General features: G+C 63.4%; 14 protein-coding genes. 4 read left to right on the top strand and 10 right to left on the bottom strand.

From position 1 onward, the window contains the following. Positions 1-71 precede the first annotated feature (71 nt). Entirely contained in the window at positions 72-1,331 is a 1,260-nt protein-coding gene (locus tag M0D65_RS30130) for an MFS transporter (protein ID WP_266255765.1), read from the top strand. A 16-nt stretch (positions 1,332-1,347) separates the two neighbouring features. Next, positions 1,348-2,616: a D-amino acid dehydrogenase gene (locus tag M0D65_RS30125; RefSeq protein WP_266255763.1), complete on the top strand. Its 1,269-nt coding sequence runs from the start codon at positions 1,348-1,350 to the stop codon at positions 2,614-2,616. A gap of 148 nt (positions 2,617-2,764) precedes the next feature. On the opposite strand, the gene M0D65_RS30120 is transcribed toward M0D65_RS30125, so the two are convergent. The 3 genes from M0D65_RS30120 to M0D65_RS30110 all read right to left on the bottom strand — a co-directional run bounded on the left by M0D65_RS30120 (position 2,765) and on the right by M0D65_RS30110 (position 10,041). Continuing rightward, positions 2,765-4,231, bottom strand: coding sequence for a glutamate synthase subunit beta (locus tag M0D65_RS30120; protein WP_266255762.1), 1,467 nt, complete (start codon positions 4,229-4,231; stop codon positions 2,765-2,767). Between the two features lie 98 nt (positions 4,232-4,329). Then, on the bottom strand, positions 4,330-9,033 hold the full coding sequence (locus M0D65_RS30115; protein WP_266255761.1) for a glutamate synthase-related protein: 4,704 nt from the start codon (positions 9,031-9,033) through the stop codon (positions 4,330-4,332). A 300-nt stretch (positions 9,034-9,333) separates the two neighbouring features. Further along, the gene (locus M0D65_RS30110; RefSeq protein ID WP_091019694.1) at positions 9,334-10,041 is read right to left on the bottom strand and encodes a transposase; all 708 of its coding nucleotides are present in this window, start codon (positions 10,039-10,041) and stop codon (positions 9,334-9,336) included. Positions 10,042-10,228: 187 nt separating this feature from the next. On the opposite strand from M0D65_RS30110, the gene M0D65_RS30105 reads away from it, so the two are divergent. Both M0D65_RS30105 and M0D65_RS30100 read left to right on the top strand, forming a co-directional pair. Next, positions 10,229-10,948: an OmpW family protein gene (locus tag M0D65_RS30105; protein WP_091019692.1), complete on the top strand. Its 720-nt coding sequence runs from the start codon at positions 10,229-10,231 to the stop codon at positions 10,946-10,948. A gap of 349 nt (positions 10,949-11,297) precedes the next feature. Further along, positions 11,298-11,675 (top strand): YqjD family protein, encoded by a 378-nt coding sequence (locus tag M0D65_RS30100; RefSeq protein ID WP_266255760.1) that lies wholly within the window; start codon positions 11,298-11,300, stop codon positions 11,673-11,675. An 80-nt stretch (positions 11,676-11,755) separates the two neighbouring features. On the opposite strand, the gene M0D65_RS30095 is transcribed toward M0D65_RS30100, so the two are convergent. The 7 genes from M0D65_RS30095 to pilM form a co-directional block, all read right to left on the bottom strand. Further along, complete coding sequence (locus M0D65_RS30095) at positions 11,756-12,904, bottom strand: deoxyguanosinetriphosphate triphosphohydrolase (protein WP_266255849.1); 1,149 nt, start codon at positions 12,902-12,904, stop codon at positions 11,756-11,758. A gap of 138 nt (positions 12,905-13,042) precedes the next feature. Then, positions 13,043-14,128 (bottom strand): 3-dehydroquinate synthase, encoded by a 1,086-nt coding sequence (aroB, locus tag M0D65_RS30090; protein ID WP_177228345.1) that lies wholly within the window; start codon positions 14,126-14,128, stop codon positions 13,043-13,045. An 11-nt stretch (positions 14,129-14,139) separates the two neighbouring features. Further along, entirely contained in the window at positions 14,140-14,691 is a 552-nt protein-coding gene (locus M0D65_RS30085; RefSeq protein WP_091019686.1) for a shikimate kinase, read from the bottom strand. A 92-nt stretch (positions 14,692-14,783) separates the two neighbouring features. Continuing rightward, a complete protein-coding gene (locus M0D65_RS30080; RefSeq protein ID WP_266255848.1) occupies positions 14,784-16,385 on the bottom strand; it encodes a type IV pilus secretin PilQ in 1,602 nt (533 codons plus the stop codon). Between the two features lie 56 nt (positions 16,386-16,441). Beyond that, on the bottom strand, positions 16,442-17,320 hold the full coding sequence (locus M0D65_RS30075; RefSeq protein ID WP_266255759.1) for a hypothetical protein: 879 nt from the start codon (positions 17,318-17,320) through the stop codon (positions 16,442-16,444). Positions 17,321-17,364: 44 nt separating this feature from the next. Beyond that, positions 17,365-18,039 carry a fimbrial assembly protein gene (locus tag M0D65_RS30070; RefSeq protein WP_266255758.1) on the bottom strand — a complete coding sequence of 225 codons (675 nt, stop codon included), beginning with the start codon at positions 18,037-18,039 and terminating at the stop codon, positions 17,365-17,367. Between the two features lie 5 nt (positions 18,040-18,044). Continuing rightward, on the bottom strand, positions 18,045-19,022 hold the full coding sequence (gene pilM, locus M0D65_RS30065) for a pilus assembly protein PilM (protein ID WP_266255757.1): 978 nt from the start codon (positions 19,020-19,022) through the stop codon (positions 18,045-18,047). Positions 19,023-19,099: the final 77 nt, after the last annotated feature.

Genomic DNA, 19,099 nt, shown 5'->3' with positions numbered 1-19,099 from the left:
ACGCGCCGTAAAATACCGACCACCCCGGCGCAGGCCGCCCCCCCGCGCGGGACAGGAGGAGAAGAGACAGAATGGGATCATTCCAGTGGTTCACCGAGTTGACGCCGCGCGAGCGACGCACGCTGTATGCGGGTTTCGGCGGTTATGCAGTCGATGCGTTCGACTTCATGATCTACTCGTTCCTGATCCCAACCCTGATCGCCGCATGGGGCATGTCGAAAAGCGAAGCGGGCATGATCGCGACCAGTTCGCTGATCTCGTCGGCACTGGGCGGCTGGATCGCCGGCATTCTCGCTGACCGTTACGGGCGTGTGCGCGTGCTGCAGTGGACTATCGCGACGTTCGCGGTCTTCACGTGTCTATCCGGCTTCACGCATTCGTTCTGGCAACTGCTCACCACCCGCACGCTGCAGGGCATCGGTTTTGGCGGGGAGTGGTCGGTGGTGACGATCATGATGGCCGAGACGATCCGCTCGCCGCAGCATCGCGCGAAAGCAGTCGGTACCGTGCAGAGCAGTTGGTCGTTCGGTTGGGGCGCGGCTGCGATCCTGTACTGGGCATTCTTCGCGCTGCTGCCCGAGCAACTCGCGTGGCGCGCATGCTTCTGGATCGGTCTCGCGCCCGCACTGTGGATCATCTACATCCGCCGCAACGTCAGCGACCCGGATATCTATGTAGCCGCCCGACGTGCGCGCGAAAGCGGTTTCGACACCTCGCATTTCCTGCAGATTTTTTCGTTGCCGCATCTGAAAACCACGCTGCTCGGCAGCGCGTTGTGCACCGGTATGCTCGGCGGATACTACGCAATCACGACATGGCTGCCGACCTATCTAAAAACCGTACGGCATCTGTCGGTGTTCAATACGAGCGGTTATCTCGTCGTGCTGATCACCGGTTCGTTCTGCGGCTATATCGTCGGCTCGATCCTGTGCGACCGGATCGGCCGGCGCGCGTCGTTCGTGCTGTTCGCGATCGGTTCGTTCGTGCTCGGCATGGTCTACACGATGCTTCCAGTCACCGACAGCATGATGCTGCTGCTCGGCTTTCCGCTCGGCATCGTCGTGCAGGGGATCTTCGCCGGCGTTGGCGCGTATTTGTCGGAGTTGTATCCGAGTGCGATCCGCGGCTCGGGTCAGGGCTTCTGCTACAACCTCGGGCGCGGTATCGGCTCGCTCTTCCCGATACTCGTCGGTACGCTGTCGCAGACAACGACGCTCGTGAAAGCGATGGGGGTCGTCGCCGGTTCCGGTTATCTGCTCGTCATCGTGTCGGCACTGTGCCTGCCGGAAACCAAAGGCAAGTCGCTCACCGAAGCTCCTACCATCGCCTGATTCACGCGCCAACGCTATGCATACGATCGTACTGGGTGGTGGCGTGATCGGCGTCTCGACAGCCTTCTTCCTGCGCGAACAGGGTTGCGAAGTCACGGTCATCGAACGCGAAGTCGATGTCGCGTTGTCGACGAGCTTCGGCAACGCGGGAGTAATCGCACCCGGCTACGTCACGCCGTGGGCCGCGCCCGGTATGCCCGCGAAGATCGCCAAGTATCTGTTCAAGCCAGCTTCACCGCTGATCTTCCGGCTCACGCTCGACCCGGCGCAATGGCGCTGGATCGCGCGCTGGCTGCGCGAATGCGATCTCGCGCGGTTTCGCGTGAACAAACAGCGGATGCAGCGTGTCGCGTACTACAGCCGCGCGTGCCTGCAGGAATTCCGCACGCGCTATCCGTTCGAGTACGGGCGCAGCAAAGGTTATCTGCAGCTCTTTCGCAGCGACTACGACGTCGAACTTGCGCAGCCTTCGCTTGCGGTGCTGCGCGATGCCGGTATCGCGCATCGCGAGGTAAGCGCCGCCGAATGCGTGCAGATCGAACCGGGCTTGCGCTGGGCGCGCGAAACGCCGGTTTCCGGTCTGTATCTGCCGGACGATGAGGCCGGCGACTGCGCGCGTTTCACACGCGAGCTGCGCATGCTGTGCGAAAGAGCCGGCGTGCGGTTTCGCTTCGAGACCAGCGTCAACGCGCTCGACGTGCAAGGTGGTGCGGTGCGAGGCGTGCGCATCGGCAGTGCGTGCGGCAGCGAGACGCTGGCGGCGGATGCGGTGGTGGTTGCGCTCGGTGTCGACAGTGCGGCACTGCTCGCGCCGCTCGGCGTGAAGGTGCCGCTCTATCCGGTGAAGGGCTACTCGGCGACGCTGCCGGTTATCGATGACGAGAAAGCCCCGCGCGCCGCGCTGATGGACGAATCGCTGAAGACGGCGATCACGCGCTTCGGTACCAACCTGCGCGTAGCCGGCACCGCCGAACTCGGCAATGCACGCGCGACGCTGCGCGAACAGGCGCTGCATACGCTGATGAAAGTCCTCGACGACTGGTTTCCGCATGCGGCAAAACCATCGTCCGCGCACTTCTGGGTAGGACGCCGGCCAATGACACCGGATGGCGCACCACTGCTCGGGCCATCGGGTGTCGACAACCTGTGGATCAATCTCGGACACGGTTCAACGGGCTGGGCGATGTCGCTCGGCTCCGCGCGCGTCGTCGCCGATCTGATCACGCAGCGCACACCGGAGATCGATCTCGATGGGCTTACGCTTGCGCGCTATCGGCGCGCGTAATTCTCGGTCGTTATTTTATGGGTGCGTCATGAAAAAAACCGGGTCGCCCTCACGGGCGCCCGGTTTTGTCTCGTACTACGCTGTCGTCTCCACCTGTTCCTGCAACTCGTGAACGCGGCAACGGCTGCTGCCAGATTCAGCTTCGGCTTCAGCGCGGCAGGTCCGAATGTCCCATCAGGTACGCATCGACCGAACGCGCACATTGCCGGCCTTCGCGAATCGCCCACACGACGAGCGACTGACCGCGGCGCATATCGCCCGCCGCGAAAACCTTGTCGACCGACGTGTAGTACGCCTTGTCGCCTTCGGTAGCCGCACGCACGTTACCGCGCACGTCCTTGTCGACGCCGAACGCTTCGAGCACCGGCGACACCGGCTGCGTGAAACCCATCGCGAGCAACACCAGATCGGCCTTCATATCGAACTCGGAACCCGGCACTTCCTGCATCTTGCCGTCCTTCCATTCGACACGCACCGCCACCAGCTTTTCGACCTTGCCGTTCTTGCCTTCGAAACGCTTGGTCGCGACGGCCCAGTCACGCTCGCAGCCTTCCTCGTGCGAGGACGACGTGCGCAGCTTGATCGGCCAGTACGGCCAGACGAGCGGCTTGTGCTCTTCTTCCGGCGGCTGCGGCAGCAGTTCGAACTGCGTGACGCCCTTCGCGCCGTGCCGGTTCGACGTACCGACGCAATCGGAGCCCGTATCGCCACCGCCGATCACGACGACATGTTTCCCCTTCGCGACCAGTTGATCAATGACCTTGTCGCCGGCATTGATCTTGTTCTGCTGCGGCAGAAACTCCATCGCGTAGTGAATGCCGGCGAGTTCGCGACCCGGCACCGGCAGATCGCGCGGCGTTTCCGAACCGCCGGAAATCACGATCGCATCGAACTGCTCTTTCAGTTCTTCAGGAGTGACGGTTTCCTTCGCGGTGTTGCCGATGTGCGATGGCAGTGCATCCTTGCCGACGAACACGTTCGGGCGGAACGTCACGCCTTCCGCTTCCATCTGACGCATGCGCCGATCGATCAGCCACTTCTCGAGCTTGAAGTCGGGGATGCCATAACGCAGCAATCCGCCGATCCGGTCGTTCTTCTCGAACACCGTCACGTCGTGGCCAGCACGGGCGAGTTGTTGCGCGGCGGCGAGGCCGGCAGGACCCGAGCCGACCACAGCAACCTTCTTGCCGGTCTTGTGCTTCGGCGGCTGCGGCGCTACCCAGCCTTCGGACCACGCCTTGTCGATGATCGCGTGTTCGATCGACTTGATGCCGACGGGGTCGTCGTTGATGCCGAGCGTGCACGCCGATTCGCACGGCGCCGGGCAGATGCGGCCCGTGAACTCGGGGAAATTGTTGGTGGAATGCAGCACGTCGATCGCCGTCTTCCAGTCCTGATGGAACACCAGGTCGTTGAAGTCCGGGATGATGTTGTTGACCGGGCAGCCGTTGTTGCAAAACGGAATGCCGCAGTCCATGCAACGTGCGCCCTGAATCTTCGCTTCGTCGTCGCTCAATGCGGCGACGAATTCCTTGTAGTGCTTCACACGTGTGAGCGGAGCTTCGTACGCCTCGTGGCGGCGTTCGAACTCGAGAAAGCCGGTTGCCTTGCCCATGTGGTTCTCGTGTCTATCTGTATCGAGTGAGGGGAGCGGTGTCCGCCGCATTGAATGCGGCGGCACATCAGCGATGTATATAGTCGGTGTGGAATCGATCAGGCCGCGAGTACTTCCTTGCTGGCCTTCTTCGCGCCCATTTCACCGAGCGCACGCTTATATTCCGTCGGGAACACCTTCACGAACTGGCGGCGCGCCGAGTCCCAGTTTTCGAGCAGCGCCTTCGCGCGCGTCGAGCCCGTGAACTGGAAGTGACGCTCGATCAACCCCTTCAGCAACGCTTCGTCGGTCTGGCCGGTATGCCACAACGCGCGGTCGACGGTGCGTTCCTGTTCGGCTTGCTGCAGCACCGGATCGAGCGCGACCATCGCCTTGTTGCATTTGCCCGCGAACGTGTTGTCCGGGTCGTACACATACGCGACGCCACCCGACATACCGGCCGCAAAGTTGCGCCCGGTTTCGCCGAGCACGACCACCGTGCCGCCCGTCATGTATTCGCAACCGTGATCGCCGGTGCCTTCGACTACCGCCGTCGCTCCCGAGTTACGCACGCAGAAACGCTCGCCAGCGACGCCGCGCAAGAACGCTTCGCCTTCGATCGCGCCGTACATCACCGTGTTGCCGCAGATGATGTTTTCTTCGGACTTGCCGCGGAAGTCGTTGGTCGGGCGAATGATGATGCGCCCGCCCGACAGCCCCTTGCCGACATAGTCGTTACCGTCGCCGACGAGATCGAGCGTGATGCCCTTCGCGAGGAACGCACCAAAGCTCTGACCGGCCGTGCCCTTCAACTGGATGTGGATCGTGTCGTCGGACAAACCTTCGTGGCCGTACTTCTTCGCGACGAGACCCGACAACATCGCGCCGACCGTGCGGTTCACGTTGCGCACCGGCTGGATGAACGAAACGTGCTCGCCCTTCTCGAGTGCGGCTTTCGCCTTCTCGACCAGCGTGTGGTCGAGTGCGCGCTCGAGACCGTGATCCTGCGTGTCGACGTGCAGACGCGCAACCTCGGCCGGAACCTGCGGCAGATAGAACACCTTCGAGAAATCGAGACCCTTCGCCTTCCAGTGCTCGATGCCCTTCTTCATGTCGAGCAGGTCCGCGCGGCCGATCAGATCGTCGAACTTGCGGATACCGAGCTGCGCCATGATCTCGCGCACTTCTTCAGCGATGAAGAAGAAGAAGTTGACGACGTGTTCCGGCTGACCCTGGAATTTCGCGCGCAGCACCGGGTCTTGCGTCGCAACGCCGACCGGGCAGGTGTTCAGATGGCACTTGCGCATCATGATGCAACCTTCGACGACGAGCGGCGCAGTCGCAAAGCCGAATTCGTCGGCGCCGAGCAGCGCACCGATCACGACGTCGCGACCGGTCTTCATCTGACCGTCGGCCTGCACGCGGATGCGGCCGCGCAACTGGTTCAGCACCAGCGTCTGCTGCGTTTCGGCGAGACCGAGTTCCCACGGCGTGCCGGCGTGCTTGAGCGACGATAGCGGCGACGCGCCGGTGCCGCCATCATGACCGGCGATCACGACGTGATCGGCCTTCGCCTTCGCGACACCGGCAGCGACCGTGCCGACACCCACTTCCGACACCAGCTTCACGGAAATGCTTGCGGCAGGGTTCACGTTCTTCAGATCGTGAATCAGCTGTGCAAGGTCTTCGATCGAATAGATGTCGTGGTGCGGCGGCGGCGAAATCAGGCCGACGCCCGGCACCGAGTAGCGCAGCTTGCCGATGTATTCGGACACCTTGTGGCCCGGCAACTGACCGCCTTCGCCGGGCTTCGCGCCCTGCGCCATCTTGATCTGGATCTGGTCCGCTGAAGCAAGATACTGCGCCGTCACACCGAAACGGCCCGATGCGACCTGCTTGATCTTCGAGCGCAGCGAATCACCGTCCTTCAGCGGAATGTCGCGCACGATCTCGTCGCCGATGATCGACTTCAGCGTGTCGCCGTTCTTGATCGGAATACCGCGCAGTTCGTTGCGATAGCGGTTTTCGTCCTCGCCGCCTTCGCCGGTGTTCGACTTGCCGCCGATCCGGTTCATGGCGATCGCGAGCGTCGTATGCGCTTCTGTGCTGATCGAACCGAGCGACATCGCGCCCGTTGCGAAGCGCTTGACGATGTCCTTCGCCGACTCGACGTCGTCAAGGGCGATCGCCTTCATCGGATCGACCTTGAACTCGAACAGACCGCGGAAGGTCATGTGACGCTTCGTCTGATCGTTGATCAGATGCGCGTATTCCTTGTACGTCTGATACGAGTTGCTGCGTGCCGAATGCTGCAGCTTGGCGATCGCATCGGGCGTCCACATATGGTCTTCGCCGCGCACGCGATACGCGTATTCGCCGCCCGCATCGAGCATGGTCGCGAGGACCGGGTTGTCGCCGAATGCATCGCGATGCAGACGGATCGCTTCTTCCGCGACGTCGAACAGACCAATGCCGCCGACCTTCGACGCCGTCCCCTTGAAGTACTTCGCGACCAGTTCTTCGGCAAGACCGACTGCTTCGAAAATCTGCGCACCGGTGTACGACATGTAGGTCGAAATGCCCATCTTCGACATGACCTTTTGCAAGCCCTTGCCGACGGCTTTCGTGAAGTTGTAGATCGCCTTGTCCGCCGACAGGTCGCCCTTCAGACCCGCTGCGAACTGCGCGAGCGTTTCGAGCGCGAGGTACGGGTGCACGGCTTCCGCGCCGTAGCCCGCGAGCAGCGCGAAGTGATGGGTTTCACGCGCGGAGCCGGTTTCGACAACGAGGCCCGCGCTCGTGCGCAGACCATGCTGCACGAGGTGCGTGTGGATCGCGGCCGTGGCGAGCAGCGCCGGAATCGCGACGTTGTCGCGATCGGTCTTGCGGTCCGACACGATCAGCATGTTGTAGCCGGACTTCACGGCATCGACGGCTTCGGCGCACAGGGACGCGAGACGCGCCTCGATGCCTTCCTTGCCCCAGGCCACCGGGTAGCAGATGTTCAGCTCGTACGAACTGAATTTTCCGCCTGTGTATTGATCGATCGCGCGGATCTTCGCGATGTCCTTGAAGTCGAGCACCGGCTGCGACACTTCGAGCCGCATCGGCGGGTTGATGTTGTTCGTGTCGAGCAGGTTCGGCTTCGGACCGACGAACGACACCAGTGACATCACCATGTTCTCGCGGATCGGATCGATCGGCGGGTTTGTCACCTGGGCGAACAGCTGCTTGAAGTAGTGATACAGCGTCTTGTTCTTGTTCGACATCACCGCGAGCGGCGAGTCGTTGCCCATCGAGCCGACCGCTTCCTCGCCCGCCTGCGCCATCGGCGCCATCAGGAACTTGAGGTCTTCCTGCGTATAGCCGAACGCCTGCTGACGATCGAGCAGCGCAGCGGCTTCGCGGCGTTCCGTGACGATGTCTTCGGCCTTCGGCTCGATCTCGTCGAGCTTGATCCGCACGGCGTCGATCCAGCTCTTGTAGGGCTTCGCGTTCGCGAGGTTGTCCTTCAGTTCCTTGTCGTCGATGATGCGGCCGTGCTCCATGTCGATCAGGAACATCTTGCCCGGCTGCAGACGCCACTTCTTGACGATCTTCGACTCGGGGATGGGCAGCACGCCCGATTCGGACGCCATGATGACGAGGTCGTCGTCGGTGATGATGTAGCGCGCCGGACGCAGGCCGTTACGGTCGAGCGTCGCGCCGATCTGACGACCGTCGGTGAACGCGATCGCGGCGGGGCCGTCCCACGGCTCCATCATCGCGGCGTGATATTCGTAGAACGCGCGGCGGTTGTCGTCCATCAGCGTGTGCTGTTCCCACGCTTCGGGGATCATCATCATCACCGCGTGCACGAGCGGGTAGCCGGCCATCACGAGCAGTTCGAGACAGTTGTCAAACGATGCCGTGTCCGACTGGCCCGGATAGATGAGCGGCCACAGCTTCGGCAGATCGTCGCCGAGCACATGGCTTGCGATCGCGCCGGTCCGTGCGTTCAGCCAGTTGACGTTGCCCTTCACGGTGTTGATTTCGCCGTTGTGAGCAATCATCCGGTACGGGTGAGCGAGTTCCCAGGCCGGGAATGTGTTGGTCGAGAAGCGCTGGTGCACGAGCGCGAGCGCCGACACGACGCGCTCGTCCTGCAGGTCGCGGTAGTACACGCCAACCTGGCCGGCCAGCAGCAGCCCCTTGTAGACGACCGTGCGCGCCGAGCACGACGGCACGAAGTATTCCTTGCCGTGCTTGAGCTTGAGCGCCTGGATACGGTGGCTCGCGGTCTTGCGGATCACGTACAGCTTCCGCTCGAGCGCGTCGGTCACCATGATGTCCTTGCCGCGACCGATGAAGATCTGGCGGATCAGCGGCTCGCTCGCCTTCACCGTCGGCGAGATCGGCATGGCGTGGTCGACCGGCACATCGCGCCAGCCCAGCACGACCTGGCCTTCCGCCTTCACGGTGCGCTCGAGTTCTTGCTCGCACGCGAGGCGCGATGCGTGTTCCTTCGGCAGGAAGATCATGCCGACGCCGTATTCGCCGGACGGCGGCAGCGTCACGCCCTGCTTCGCCATTTCCTCGCGATAGAAGCCATCGGGAATCTGGATCAGGATGCCCGCGCCGTCGCCCATTAGCGGATCGGCGCCGACTGCGCCGCGGTGATCGAGGTTTTCCAGGATCTTCAGGCCTTGCTGAATGATCTCGTGGCTTTTCTTGCCCTTGATATGAGCGACGAAGCCGACGCCACAGGCGTCGTGTTCGTTTTGCGGGTCGTACAGACCTTGCGCAGCGGGCACCGACGAAGTCGGTTGCAGGGGGTCGTTCATGGGGACACCGTCTGAAAGGGGCCGGGGCGGCCGTTTAACCATTTGTTGTTTTCGCCTTCCGCTGTGCCGGTGTGCAGCTACGCGGGCGATCGGGCTTCCAGCTTTGTGTGCCGGGGAACCGCCGGAATTCGGAATATACGCGACGAATCAAGGGAATAGCAAATAAAACGTGATGATCAGACACCTATTATCGTGATGGTGCATGATTTTGATTTTTAATCGGTGCCATATCGAAACGGTGCAAAAGAAAACGGCATGCGGAGATGCCGTCTTTCGTTTGCGCCGCCGGTCCGGCGCGGCTTACTGGGTTTGCGGCGTTTCGCGCACCTTGCGCGGCCGTCCGCGGGGCAGCGGCGACACGCGCCGGTTGGCCGCCCGCGCCGCCCACTCGCGATAAGATTCGCCGCCCAGCACCCAACCCTTGAGCGTGGCTTGCTGGAGCTGGCTGGCTTCGCGTTCGTCGAGCGGTTGTTCGCACAGGTCGCGATACGCGCGCTGCCGTTCAAACGGCGTGTTGCCGAGCGACCAGTACAGCGGGTGATCGGTGATGAGGCTGTCGAGCGTCAGCCCGATGTGATGCCGGTAGCTCGACCAGCGGTAGTCTTCCGCCGCGCTCACAAGCTGGGTACGCACCGGGCACAGCTCGACTACGCGGCTCGCCAGCAGGAAGTAGCGCTCGCCCTCGATCACAGTCGCGCGATAGCGTCCTTCCCACAAGGTGCCGCGGCGTGCATAACGGCGGTTGAAGTGCGCCACATAGCGGCGGCCGACAGCCTGCATCGCCTTCGGCAGGCTCGCTTCGTCGGCGGGGGTGACGAGCAGCTGTACCGCGCCGGGCATCAGCGCATACGCGTGAATCGCCAGCCGGTGATCGCGCGAAGCCGCCTTCAGGCAATCGATGAAGAGCTCGTAATCCTGGTCGTCGACAAATGCGGGCTGCTGGTCGAGTCCGCGCAGAATCACGTGCTGCGGCTGGTCAGGAACATAAAGACGTGCAAGCCGTGCCATGCTGGATTATCCAATAGTCGCGTTGGTATATACCCGAGGGTCCGAAGAACCGCCTGAGCGCTAGATTCGGCGCAATGCGGCTGAGCCGGAAACCGCCTGGCGCTTAGGGAAAATGCTCTAACTGCAGCGTATGGTTTGTTTGAAACGTTGTGGTCATAATGAGCGGGCTTTTTCAGGAGGAGCACACATGAAATTAAAACAGGCCATAACGGGGATTGCAGCGCTTGCCTGCATCACGGGCGCTCATGCGCAATCGGCTGGAAGCATCTACCTCACCACGGGTTGGTTCCATCTGGCGCCGCAGGACAGCAGTGATCCGTTGAAGGTACTCTCGATTGGCGGCACGCCCATCAATCAAAGCCAGCCAGGCACTGGCGCCGGCATCGATTCGTCCGACACGCTGGGCGGGAGTATCGGTTACTTCATCACCGACCATATCGCTGCCGAAGCGGAACTCGGCATTCCGCCCAAGTTCAACCTGCTCGGCGAAGGCAGCTTTTCGCAGTTCGGCCAGCTCGGCTCGGCGAAGCAATGGAGCCCGGCGGTGCTGTTCAAGTATCACTTCTTCGATGCTCAGGCGAAATTCCGTCCGTATGTGGGTATCGGTGCGACGTACGTCTGGTTCACCGACGCGAAGATCACTAATACCGCGTTCGAGCAAGGCGTGCTGCATGGTCCGACCTCCGTGTCGACAGATCGTTCCTGGGCGCCGGTGTTTAACCTCGGCTTCAATTACGCGATCACCAAGCACTGGTTCGCGGGCATCTCGGTGTCGTACATTCCGCTCAGCGTGACGGCCACGCTGCATACGCCGAATGCAACGCCGGTTGGCGGCAGCGTGGAGTCGCAGGCAAAGATCAAGCTGAACCCGATCGTGACCTACGCCAAGATCGGCTACGTGTTCTAGCGCGACCCGCTTTCCTGCTGCCGGGTTTGCTGAACCGCCCCGGCACATTCAAACGCCGTCACTTCGTGGCGGCGTTTTGTTTTCTGGATTCTATGCCTATGGCGCACGTGCCGCATGCATATGAAATCCATTGTAATTTTGACCATCGTCGGCGCCAGGGATGAAAATTCTGCCGGGCTGGGGTTGTCGTCGCTCCGCCGGCTTGTCTGCCCGATGTCCGGTGGGCAGGCCGTACGCCTTTCTGCGCGGGTCAGGCACCGAAGTTGCAACGTCTGAGGTTGCTCGCAAGGAACCCTGCTGCAAATCCGGGCGTTCCCATGCACATCCATCTTCCATCGACGGAGCAACCATGACTGCACTACCGAACACGCGAGATGCCATCGGCGAATCCTGGACCACCACGAGCCGGCGCGCCCGCCGCATCGCACGCCACAGCCGCGATGCCGCCGAAGATGTCGCCGGCGAACTGCGTTCGCTGATGGCGGAACTAGAAGAAACGCTGGCGGACGGCACCCAGGCCGACGCGAAGGTATTGCGCGAGCAATTGCGCAAGCGGCTCGAAGCGGCCCGCGTACGTCTGCAGGAAACCCGCGAGGCTGTGCGCGAACACGCCGAAAACGTGCTCGCGGATGCCGACGATTACGTGCATGAGAATCCGTGGCGCACGATCGCTGTGGTGGGTGGACTGGCGTTGCTGACCGGTGCGCTGCTCGCGCGATCGCGCTAGGGCGCGCTATATACCGGCTGAGCTGAATCACGGGTGGGACCAGACGCGTGGGGCGCGTCCCCGGGCGCGTTTCCGTGCGCCTAGTTGTCGTCCACGACGAACAACCGCCGGTACTCCTTCAACGCATACCGATCCGTCATACCGGCGATGTAATGAGCAATCAGCCGCGGCTGCGCGGCGGCATCCTTCGCCTGATAGGCCGGCGGCAATAACCGCGAATCATCCGTGAATGCGTCGAACAACCCGGCGATCACCCGCCTCGCCTTGTTCGCCATACGCATCACGCGGTAGTGCCGGTACAGGTTCTTGAACAGGAAGCGCTTCAGCTCGCCGGCCTGCGCCGCCACGACCTCGCTGTGTGCGACCAGCGGCGGTGCTGCCCGCACGTCGTCCAGCGATGTCGGCGCATGGCGTTCGAGCTGGCGCGCGGTGGTATCGATCAGATCGACGATCAGCGTATTGATGATTCTGCGCACCGTTTCGTGCACGAGCCGCCGTCCTTCGATCTGCGGATAGTCGCCGCGCGCGGCCTCGTAATGCACCTGCCATAACGCGACCTCGGACAGCTGCTCGATGGTGAGAAGCCCCGAGCGCAAGCCGTCGTCGACGTCGTGATTGTTGTAGGCGATCTCGTCGGCGAGATTGGCAATCTGCGCTTCGACAGACGGTTGATGTCCGTTCAGGAAGCGCTCGCCAAGCTCGCCCAGACGGCGTGCGTTCTCGCGCGAGCAATGCTTCAGGATGCCCTCACGCGTTTCGAAACATAGATTCAGCCCGTCGAACGCGCCGTAGTGCTCCTCCAGATCGTCGACCACCGCGAGGCTCTGCAGGTTGTGCTCGAAGCCGCCGTGCTCGCGCATGCATTCGTTCAGCGTGTCCTGGCCGGCATGGCCGAACGGCGTATGACCGAGATCGTGAGCCAGCGAAATGGCTTCGACGAGATCTTCGTTGACGCGCAGGTTGCGGGCTACCGATCGCGCGATCTGCGCCACCTCGAGGCTATGTGTAAGACGCGTGCGGAACAGGTCGCCTTCGTGATTGACGAACACCTGGGTCTTGTACTCGAGCCGGCGGAATGCCGTCGAATGCACAATGCGGTCGCGGTCGCGCTGAAACTCGGTGCGGGCAGCGGGCGCAGCCTCCGGGTAACGGCGTCCACGCGATTGCGATGAATGCGCCGCATAGGGCGCGAGATGCGCCTCGAGTGCGTCGACGCTCGGCGTGATGATTGCGGGTGCTACGCGCGGCCGATCGGTATCGGGTGCGCGCGAGTCGGTCGGCAGGTTGCTGCGGGTGTCGCTCACCGGTTTCTCCGCATCAAGAGGTGGGCACCGTGTGAAGCGTGCTTGCTGCCGCTGCTGCGTCGGCTAGATGGCGGCCGCGAGCGTCGCGTTCACGGTGTCGTCAGGGGCCCGGGCGATCAGCGTCTCACCAAAACGCTTCAGCAGGATGAACTTGATCTCGCCCGCTTCGGCCTTCTTGTCGACGCGCATCAGTTCGACATAGCGGTCGGCGCCGAGCGCCGGTGCGCGAGTGGGAAGATGCGCGGCCGCGATCACGTCGACGAGACGCCGTCGCGCGGCTTCGTCCAGGTGGCCGAGCCGCACCGACAGGTCAGCCGCCATCACCATGCCGCAGCCCACCGCCTCGCCGTGCAGCCATTCGCCGTAGCCGAGCCCGGCTTCGATCGCGTGGCCGAACGTGTGGCCGAAGTTCAGGATCGCTCGCAGGCCGCCTTCGCGCTCGTCCGCAGCGACGACCGATGCCTTGATCTCGCACGACCGCTTGACCGCCTGCGCGAGCGCCTCGGGTTCGCAGTTGTTCAACGCGCCGACGTTCGCTTCGATCCAGTCGAAGAACGCCGCGTCGGCAATCGCGCCGGTCTTGATGACTTCGGCCACGCCGGCCGCGAGCTCGCGCGCGGGCAGCGTCTTCAGCGCGCCGATATCCGCGATGACTGCCTGCGGCTGATAGAACGCACCGATCATGTTCTTGCCGAGCGGATGGTTAATGCCGGTCTTGCCGCCCACCGACGAATCGACCTGCGACAGCAGCGTGGTCGGCACCTGGATAAACGGCACGCCGCGCATATAGCTGGCAGCCGCAAAGCCGGTCATGTCACCGATCACACCGCCGCCCAGCGCGATCAGCGTGGTCTTGCGGTCGGCGCGGGCGCCGAGCAGCGCGTCGAAGATCAGATTGAGCGTTTCCCAGTTCTTGTACACCTCGCCGTCGGGCAGCACGACCGTCGATACCTGCTTGCCGAGCGGTGCCAGCGCACGCCGCAGCGCATCGCCGTAGAGTGGTTCGACTGTCGTGTTGGTGACGATCGTCACCGACGCACCGGCGATATGCGGCGCAAACAGCGCCGTCTGGTCAATCAGACCGGCACCGATGTGGATGGGATAGGCGCGCTCGCCCAGTTCGACGTTGACAGTAATCATGGGGGTAATCATGCTTGCGATTATGGCGCAGGATGCCGGGTGACGCCGGCTAGCTCGAGTTGCATCAGGACCATGTTGACGAGCCCGTTGACCGACGGCCGCCCGGTTTCGATGACGAAATGCGCGCATTCGCGGTACAGCGGATCGCGCACTTCATAGAGTGCTTCGAGACGCGCTTTCGGGTCGTCGGTCTGCAACAGCGGACGATTTTTGTCGCGCCGCGTGCGCATCCACAGGTCGTGCGGATTGGCGCGCAGATAAACCACGAGACCGCGATTGCGCAGCGCCTCGCGATTTTCGGGGCGTAGAATCGCGCCGCCGCCGGTGGCGAGCACGATGTTCTCGCGTGCGGTCAGATCGCCGATCACCTGGGCCTCGCGGTCGCGAAAACCGGCCTCGCCTTCGTGTTCGAAAATCAGTGCGACGCGTGCGCCGGTGCGCGCCTCGATCTCATGGTCCGAATCGAAGAACGGGCGATCGAGCCGGCGTGCCACCGCCCGGCCCACCGTGGTCTTGCCCGCCCCCATGAGCCCTACAAAAAAGACATTGGCGTCTGCGTCCCGCGCTTGCAACGGTATCCTCTGGTTAATCCGGTAGTTCGTGCCGCAGCTTACTGGCAAAGCGACTGCCTTGTCGAGCCTGCGGCCGCGGCGGGCAGGAGCACTCATGGTGCATGCACGACGCGTGGCGTGATGAAAACGACCAGTTCGCCGTTACGCTGGCGATGGGCCCGATGCCTGAAAAGTGCACCTAAAACCGGTATTTTGCCCAGGAGCGGCACCCGCGTCACATCGTCGCGCTCGTCCTGCTCGTAAATCCCGCCAATCGATACCGTCCCGCCGTCCTCCACTTCGACACGCGTCTGCACGTGTTTCGTGTTGATTGCGGGCCCCGCCGCAGTCTGTTCGCCGACACTGTCTTTCGCCACATCGAGGTCCAGCACGACGCGGCCGTCGGGTGTGATTTGCGGCTCGACCTCGAGTTTGAGGCCCGCCCGGCGGAACTGTACGCCGGACACACCCTGCCCCACTTTCGCCTGATACGGCAGCTCGGTGCCCTGCTCGACGATGGCCTTCGTGCGGTCCGCGGTGACGACGCGCGGGCTCGATACGGTTTCGCCGTGCCCCTCCGCCTCAAGCGCGCTCAGCTCGATATTCAACAGACGGGTGGCTTGCGCCGCGAACAGCGTCAGGCCCGCGGTCGCGGCATCGAACCCGGAAAGGGGGCGCGCCGACAGATCGACGACCTTGCCTTCGCTGCCGCCGACCACTCCCATTCCTGAACCGCTCTCGTGCGTATTCGCCAGCAACATGCGTGCGCCCAGGTTGCGCGAAAAACCTCGCTCGCCTTCGACGATGCGCGCTTCGATCAACACCTGCCGCGTCGGCCGGTCGATCATTGCAATCACATCGGCGATCTGCGCAAGCCGCGCTTCGAGATCGGTGACGAACAGCAGGTTGGTCCGTGCGTCGGCCATGACCGCGCCGCGTTTCGACAACACACGCTGGTTGCCGGACGCACTCAATAGACGACGCACTTCGTCCGCGCGCGCATAGCGCAACTCGAACACACGGCTCGCGAGCGGTTCAAGGTCGGCTGTGCGCGCATGGGTTTCGAACCGCTGACGCTCGCGCGTCGCCAGTTGCGCGAGCGGCGCAACCCAGATCACGTTGCCGCGACGCTCCATCGCGAGACCGTTTACATCGAGCAACGTATCGAACGCATCTCGCCATCGCACCTTGTCGAGCCGCAGCGATACCGTGCCGCGCACCTGGTCGCTCGAGACGATATTGAGCCCGGTAAAGCGTGCGAATGCATCTAGTACCGCGCCCAGTTCGGCCTTCTGGAAATGCATCGTGATCGGGCGATCGGGAGGGACGCCGCTCCCGGGCTCATCGGTATCGGTAGCGGCATCGGTAGCGATCCGTTGCGCGCGCGGCAACGGTACCGGTGGGCCCTCGAGTACATCGCGAGCGGCGCCCGAATGTACCGCTTCGCTACGAGGCGTCGAGGGGCTGTCGATCTCACCGCTACGCGCCTCCCTGCTTCCGCTATCCCCGCTATCCCCGCTATCCCCGCTATCCCCGCTATCCCCGCTATCCCCGCCGGACCCGGCAGCACGCTCCACGCCGTCTAGCTGGGACGGATTCGCCCCCTCCACGGTCGCATCGCGCGGCAATGGCGGTACGCCGAACGGCACGATCGTATCGTCGAGCGGCATGTGCTCCGGCAGCGGCGGCAACGATGCGCGCGCTGCAGGGACCATAACGCTCGTGATGATCAGGACGTACAGCGCGACATACGTCGTTTTGCAGATCACGCTCATTCTGGTTCCCCGGCAAGTGTCAGCAGATGAGCCTCACCGCGTGCCGCAAGCGCGAGTCCGAGCGCGTCGATCTTCGTCACGCGTTGCTCGCCGAACGATTGCCCCGGTTCGACGGTCTGCGTGCCTTGCGCTGTTTCCACCAGTGCAAGTCCATGCGTGCGGTCGCGCAGCAGACCGACGAGCCGCAACCGCATCGCATCCGGCAGGTCGACGCCGCCAATCCGCTGCGGCGAAAAAGGATCGTGGAGCGCGACATCCTGGTCGATTGGCGCATCGCTCGCGTCGAGCATCTCGTCCTGTGGCGTCACCCGCCCTGCGCCGACGGGGATGAGCTTGCTGAACACCTGCAACGTCGCGGCGATTTCAAGCGCGTCGTCATGACGCTTCACCGTCAGATCGGCGGGGACAACCAGCACCGGCAAACCCGTCAACCCATGCACGAACCTCATGATCTGAGCGAAATTGCCGCGTGCAGCGAGCTTTACGGACCGCATCGCGTCGATTCCTTCGCCACTCGCAGCACCCGGTTCGAGCGAGACGAGAACGAGCTCGCTGCGCGCGGCGAGTTGCGAAAATGCGCGCACGTCGTCCGCGGATGTCCAGACCACGGGTTGTCCGTGCAGCGCTTTCGCCGCGACACGCGCGCGTAACGCAGGCAGTTGTGCAAGTGCATGCCGTGCCGATACGAGGCGGCGCTGCGCGTCATCGAGTGCGACGCGGCTGGCCGCGATGCCGCCCAGATCCACGGCACTCCAGCTACGTGCACCCAGTACGAACACGCCCACGGCAACCAGCAGTGCGACAGCGAGCCGGCGCGCGCCGCTCCACGCTTCGAGCGGCACACGCAACCGGTCCAGCCAGTGGTCGAGAGACATTGCAGCGCTTCGCCGCGGGGCAATGCCCGCTGTAATCGACGGATTCATCGCGTCCCTCCCGCGCGCGACGCAACCTGCCGATGCGTAACACCGCCCGATGGAGCGAGCGGTTTCATCCACCGCACGTTCGCTCCGAATTCGAAGCTACCGTCGCCGATAGCGCTCGCTCCGCGCCCGGCACTCGCCGGTCGGCGTAACTCACTCGCCTCCGCACTCGCAGCACCCCGCACGCTGTCGAGCCGCTCGATCCACGCCGCCGCCGCTGCATGGTCACTCGATCTCGCAAGCAGTTCCGTTTCTTCTCCGCGATGCCGCAGCTGTTGCAACACGACACCGCCTACCGGTTCATTGCTCAAGGTATCGAGCATGTCGAGCAGACGCTCGAGCGGCACAACCCGCGTTCGTGTGTGTACGACACCCGAGCGCGCATCGGCTTCGCTGCGAGCCAGCCGATTCTGTTCCGCGAGCGGCGCGGACAGTTGCACAAGCGTTCGCTCGACCGATGCACGGTTCGCCTCGATACCGGTGCGCTGCCAGCTCTGGTACATGGTCAGCAACAACACGCATGCGCCGCCAGCCAGCACCGCGCAACCGCATTCGGAGAGACAGCGACGCCGCGCCAATGTGGCGTTGCGCCGACGGTACGGCACAAGATTGAATCCGCCGATCCACGGGTGGCCTGGCGTCGTATGGCCCGGTCGGTCAAACAGAGCGTGCATGAACTTCATTCGAACACGCCGCGCAACGCGAGACCGAATGCGACGGTACATGCCGGCTCATGCAGGAATTCAGGCGCAAACGGATGCGCGCCCTCGCCGAACGTCGCGCATTCGAACGGCAGTGTCGTGCAACCGAGCACGTCGCCGACATCGGCGGTAGAAAAGCCGATCCCATCGAGCAGATCGACCTCGCCGCCGATCAACACGGAACCCGACGCATGGTCCGCGGCGAGATCGCGCAATGCGTCGGCGAAGTCGTCATATTCAGGTGCGGGGTAACGGATTTCACCGTCGATCGCGTCGCCTGCGATGCGCCACCCGTGAACGCCCTCCGCGCCGATCCAGATCGCGAGGTAAGGCTCGTTCGCACCGAGTTCGCGCCCTGCCGCATAACGCAATGCGCGCAACGCGGCAAACGGCTCGCTATCGAGCGCCGTCAACGTGATACCCGCCGACGCCGCACATTCGACCCGTGCTTCGAGATGCATTCGTCCGGCCGCCGCGATCGTCACGCGATCCGGCTCGGGCGACGCGTCGTCGATAAACCAGTCGACCGCGAGCGCATGTCGCTCGATGCCCGCGATCCGCTCTGCCTCGACGAGCACCGCGGGCTCCAGTTCGCCCAACGCATGCCGCCGCACCGAGCGCACGGCGCCAGCCCCCAGTTGCGCGAGCGGCATCGTCGCCATCAGGGTCGCCGACGCCGGCAACCCCATCGCGCAACGCAACGTCGCTGCAGTACAGACGGACGGCAATCCGGAGAACAGATCGCGCAGCGCACGCGCCACCGCGGCGCGATCGACGATCTCCGCGCCCGCCATCGCACCGGCCGTGAGCGGCGCAATCGCGACATGTTCAAGCCGTACAACACCGTCGCGGCGCGAACGCGAACTCAATACGACGAGGCGCAGCGACAGCGAGCCCACATCGATGCCGGCCGCAAAGCGCCGCGCCGGTAACAACAACGAATTTCTGAATGCCATCGCGCCTCCGTCCTGGCTGCCGCGACGAACCATTCGTGCGCGGATCACGGAAGACATTCTGCAAAGCGAACGCTGCA

Origin of the sequence: Paraburkholderia sp. CHISQ3, from assembly GCF_030464945.1 — a bacterium.
Lineage (GTDB): Bacteria > Pseudomonadota > Gammaproteobacteria > Burkholderiales > Burkholderiaceae > Paraburkholderia > Paraburkholderia megapolitana.
Note: the sequence above shows the minus strand (reverse complement) of the source record. Positions and strands in the feature narration are given on the sequence as shown.

What these genes read in the sequence shown, in the direction of transcription:
- M0D65_RS30130 (WP_266255765.1), top strand. Translation starts at nt 72, where the DNA reads ATGGGATCATTCCAGTGGTTCACCGAGTTGACGCCGCGCGAGCGACGC.
- M0D65_RS30125 (WP_266255763.1), top strand. Translation starts at nt 1,348, where the DNA reads ATGCATACGATCGTACTGGGTGGTGGCGTGATCGGCGTCTCGACAGCC.
- M0D65_RS30120 (WP_266255762.1), bottom strand. Translation starts at nt 4,231, where the DNA reads ATGGGCAAGGCAACCGGCTTTCTCGAGTTCGAACGCCGCCACGAGGCG.
- M0D65_RS30115 (WP_266255761.1), bottom strand. Translation starts at nt 9,033, where the DNA reads ATGAACGACCCCCTGCAACCGACTTCGTCGGTGCCCGCTGCGCAAGGT.
- M0D65_RS30110 (WP_091019694.1), bottom strand. Translation starts at nt 10,041, where the DNA reads ATGGCACGGCTTGCACGTCTTTATGTTCCTGACCAGCCGCAGCACGTG.
- M0D65_RS30105 (WP_091019692.1), top strand. Translation starts at nt 10,229, where the DNA reads ATGAAATTAAAACAGGCCATAACGGGGATTGCAGCGCTTGCCTGCATC.
- M0D65_RS30100 (WP_266255760.1), top strand. Translation starts at nt 11,298, where the DNA reads ATGACTGCACTACCGAACACGCGAGATGCCATCGGCGAATCCTGGACC.
- M0D65_RS30080 (WP_266255848.1), bottom strand. Translation starts at nt 16,385, where the DNA reads ATGGTCCCTGCAGCGCGCGCATCGTTGCCGCCGCTGCCGGAGCACATG.
- M0D65_RS30075 (WP_266255759.1), bottom strand. Translation starts at nt 17,320, where the DNA reads ATGTCTCTCGACCACTGGCTGGACCGGTTGCGTGTGCCGCTCGAAGCG.
- M0D65_RS30070 (WP_266255758.1), bottom strand. Translation starts at nt 18,039, where the DNA reads ATGCACGCTCTGTTTGACCGACCGGGCCATACGACGCCAGGCCACCCG.
- pilM (WP_266255757.1), bottom strand. Translation starts at nt 19,022, where the DNA reads ATGGCATTCAGAAATTCGTTGTTGTTACCGGCGCGGCGCTTTGCGGCC.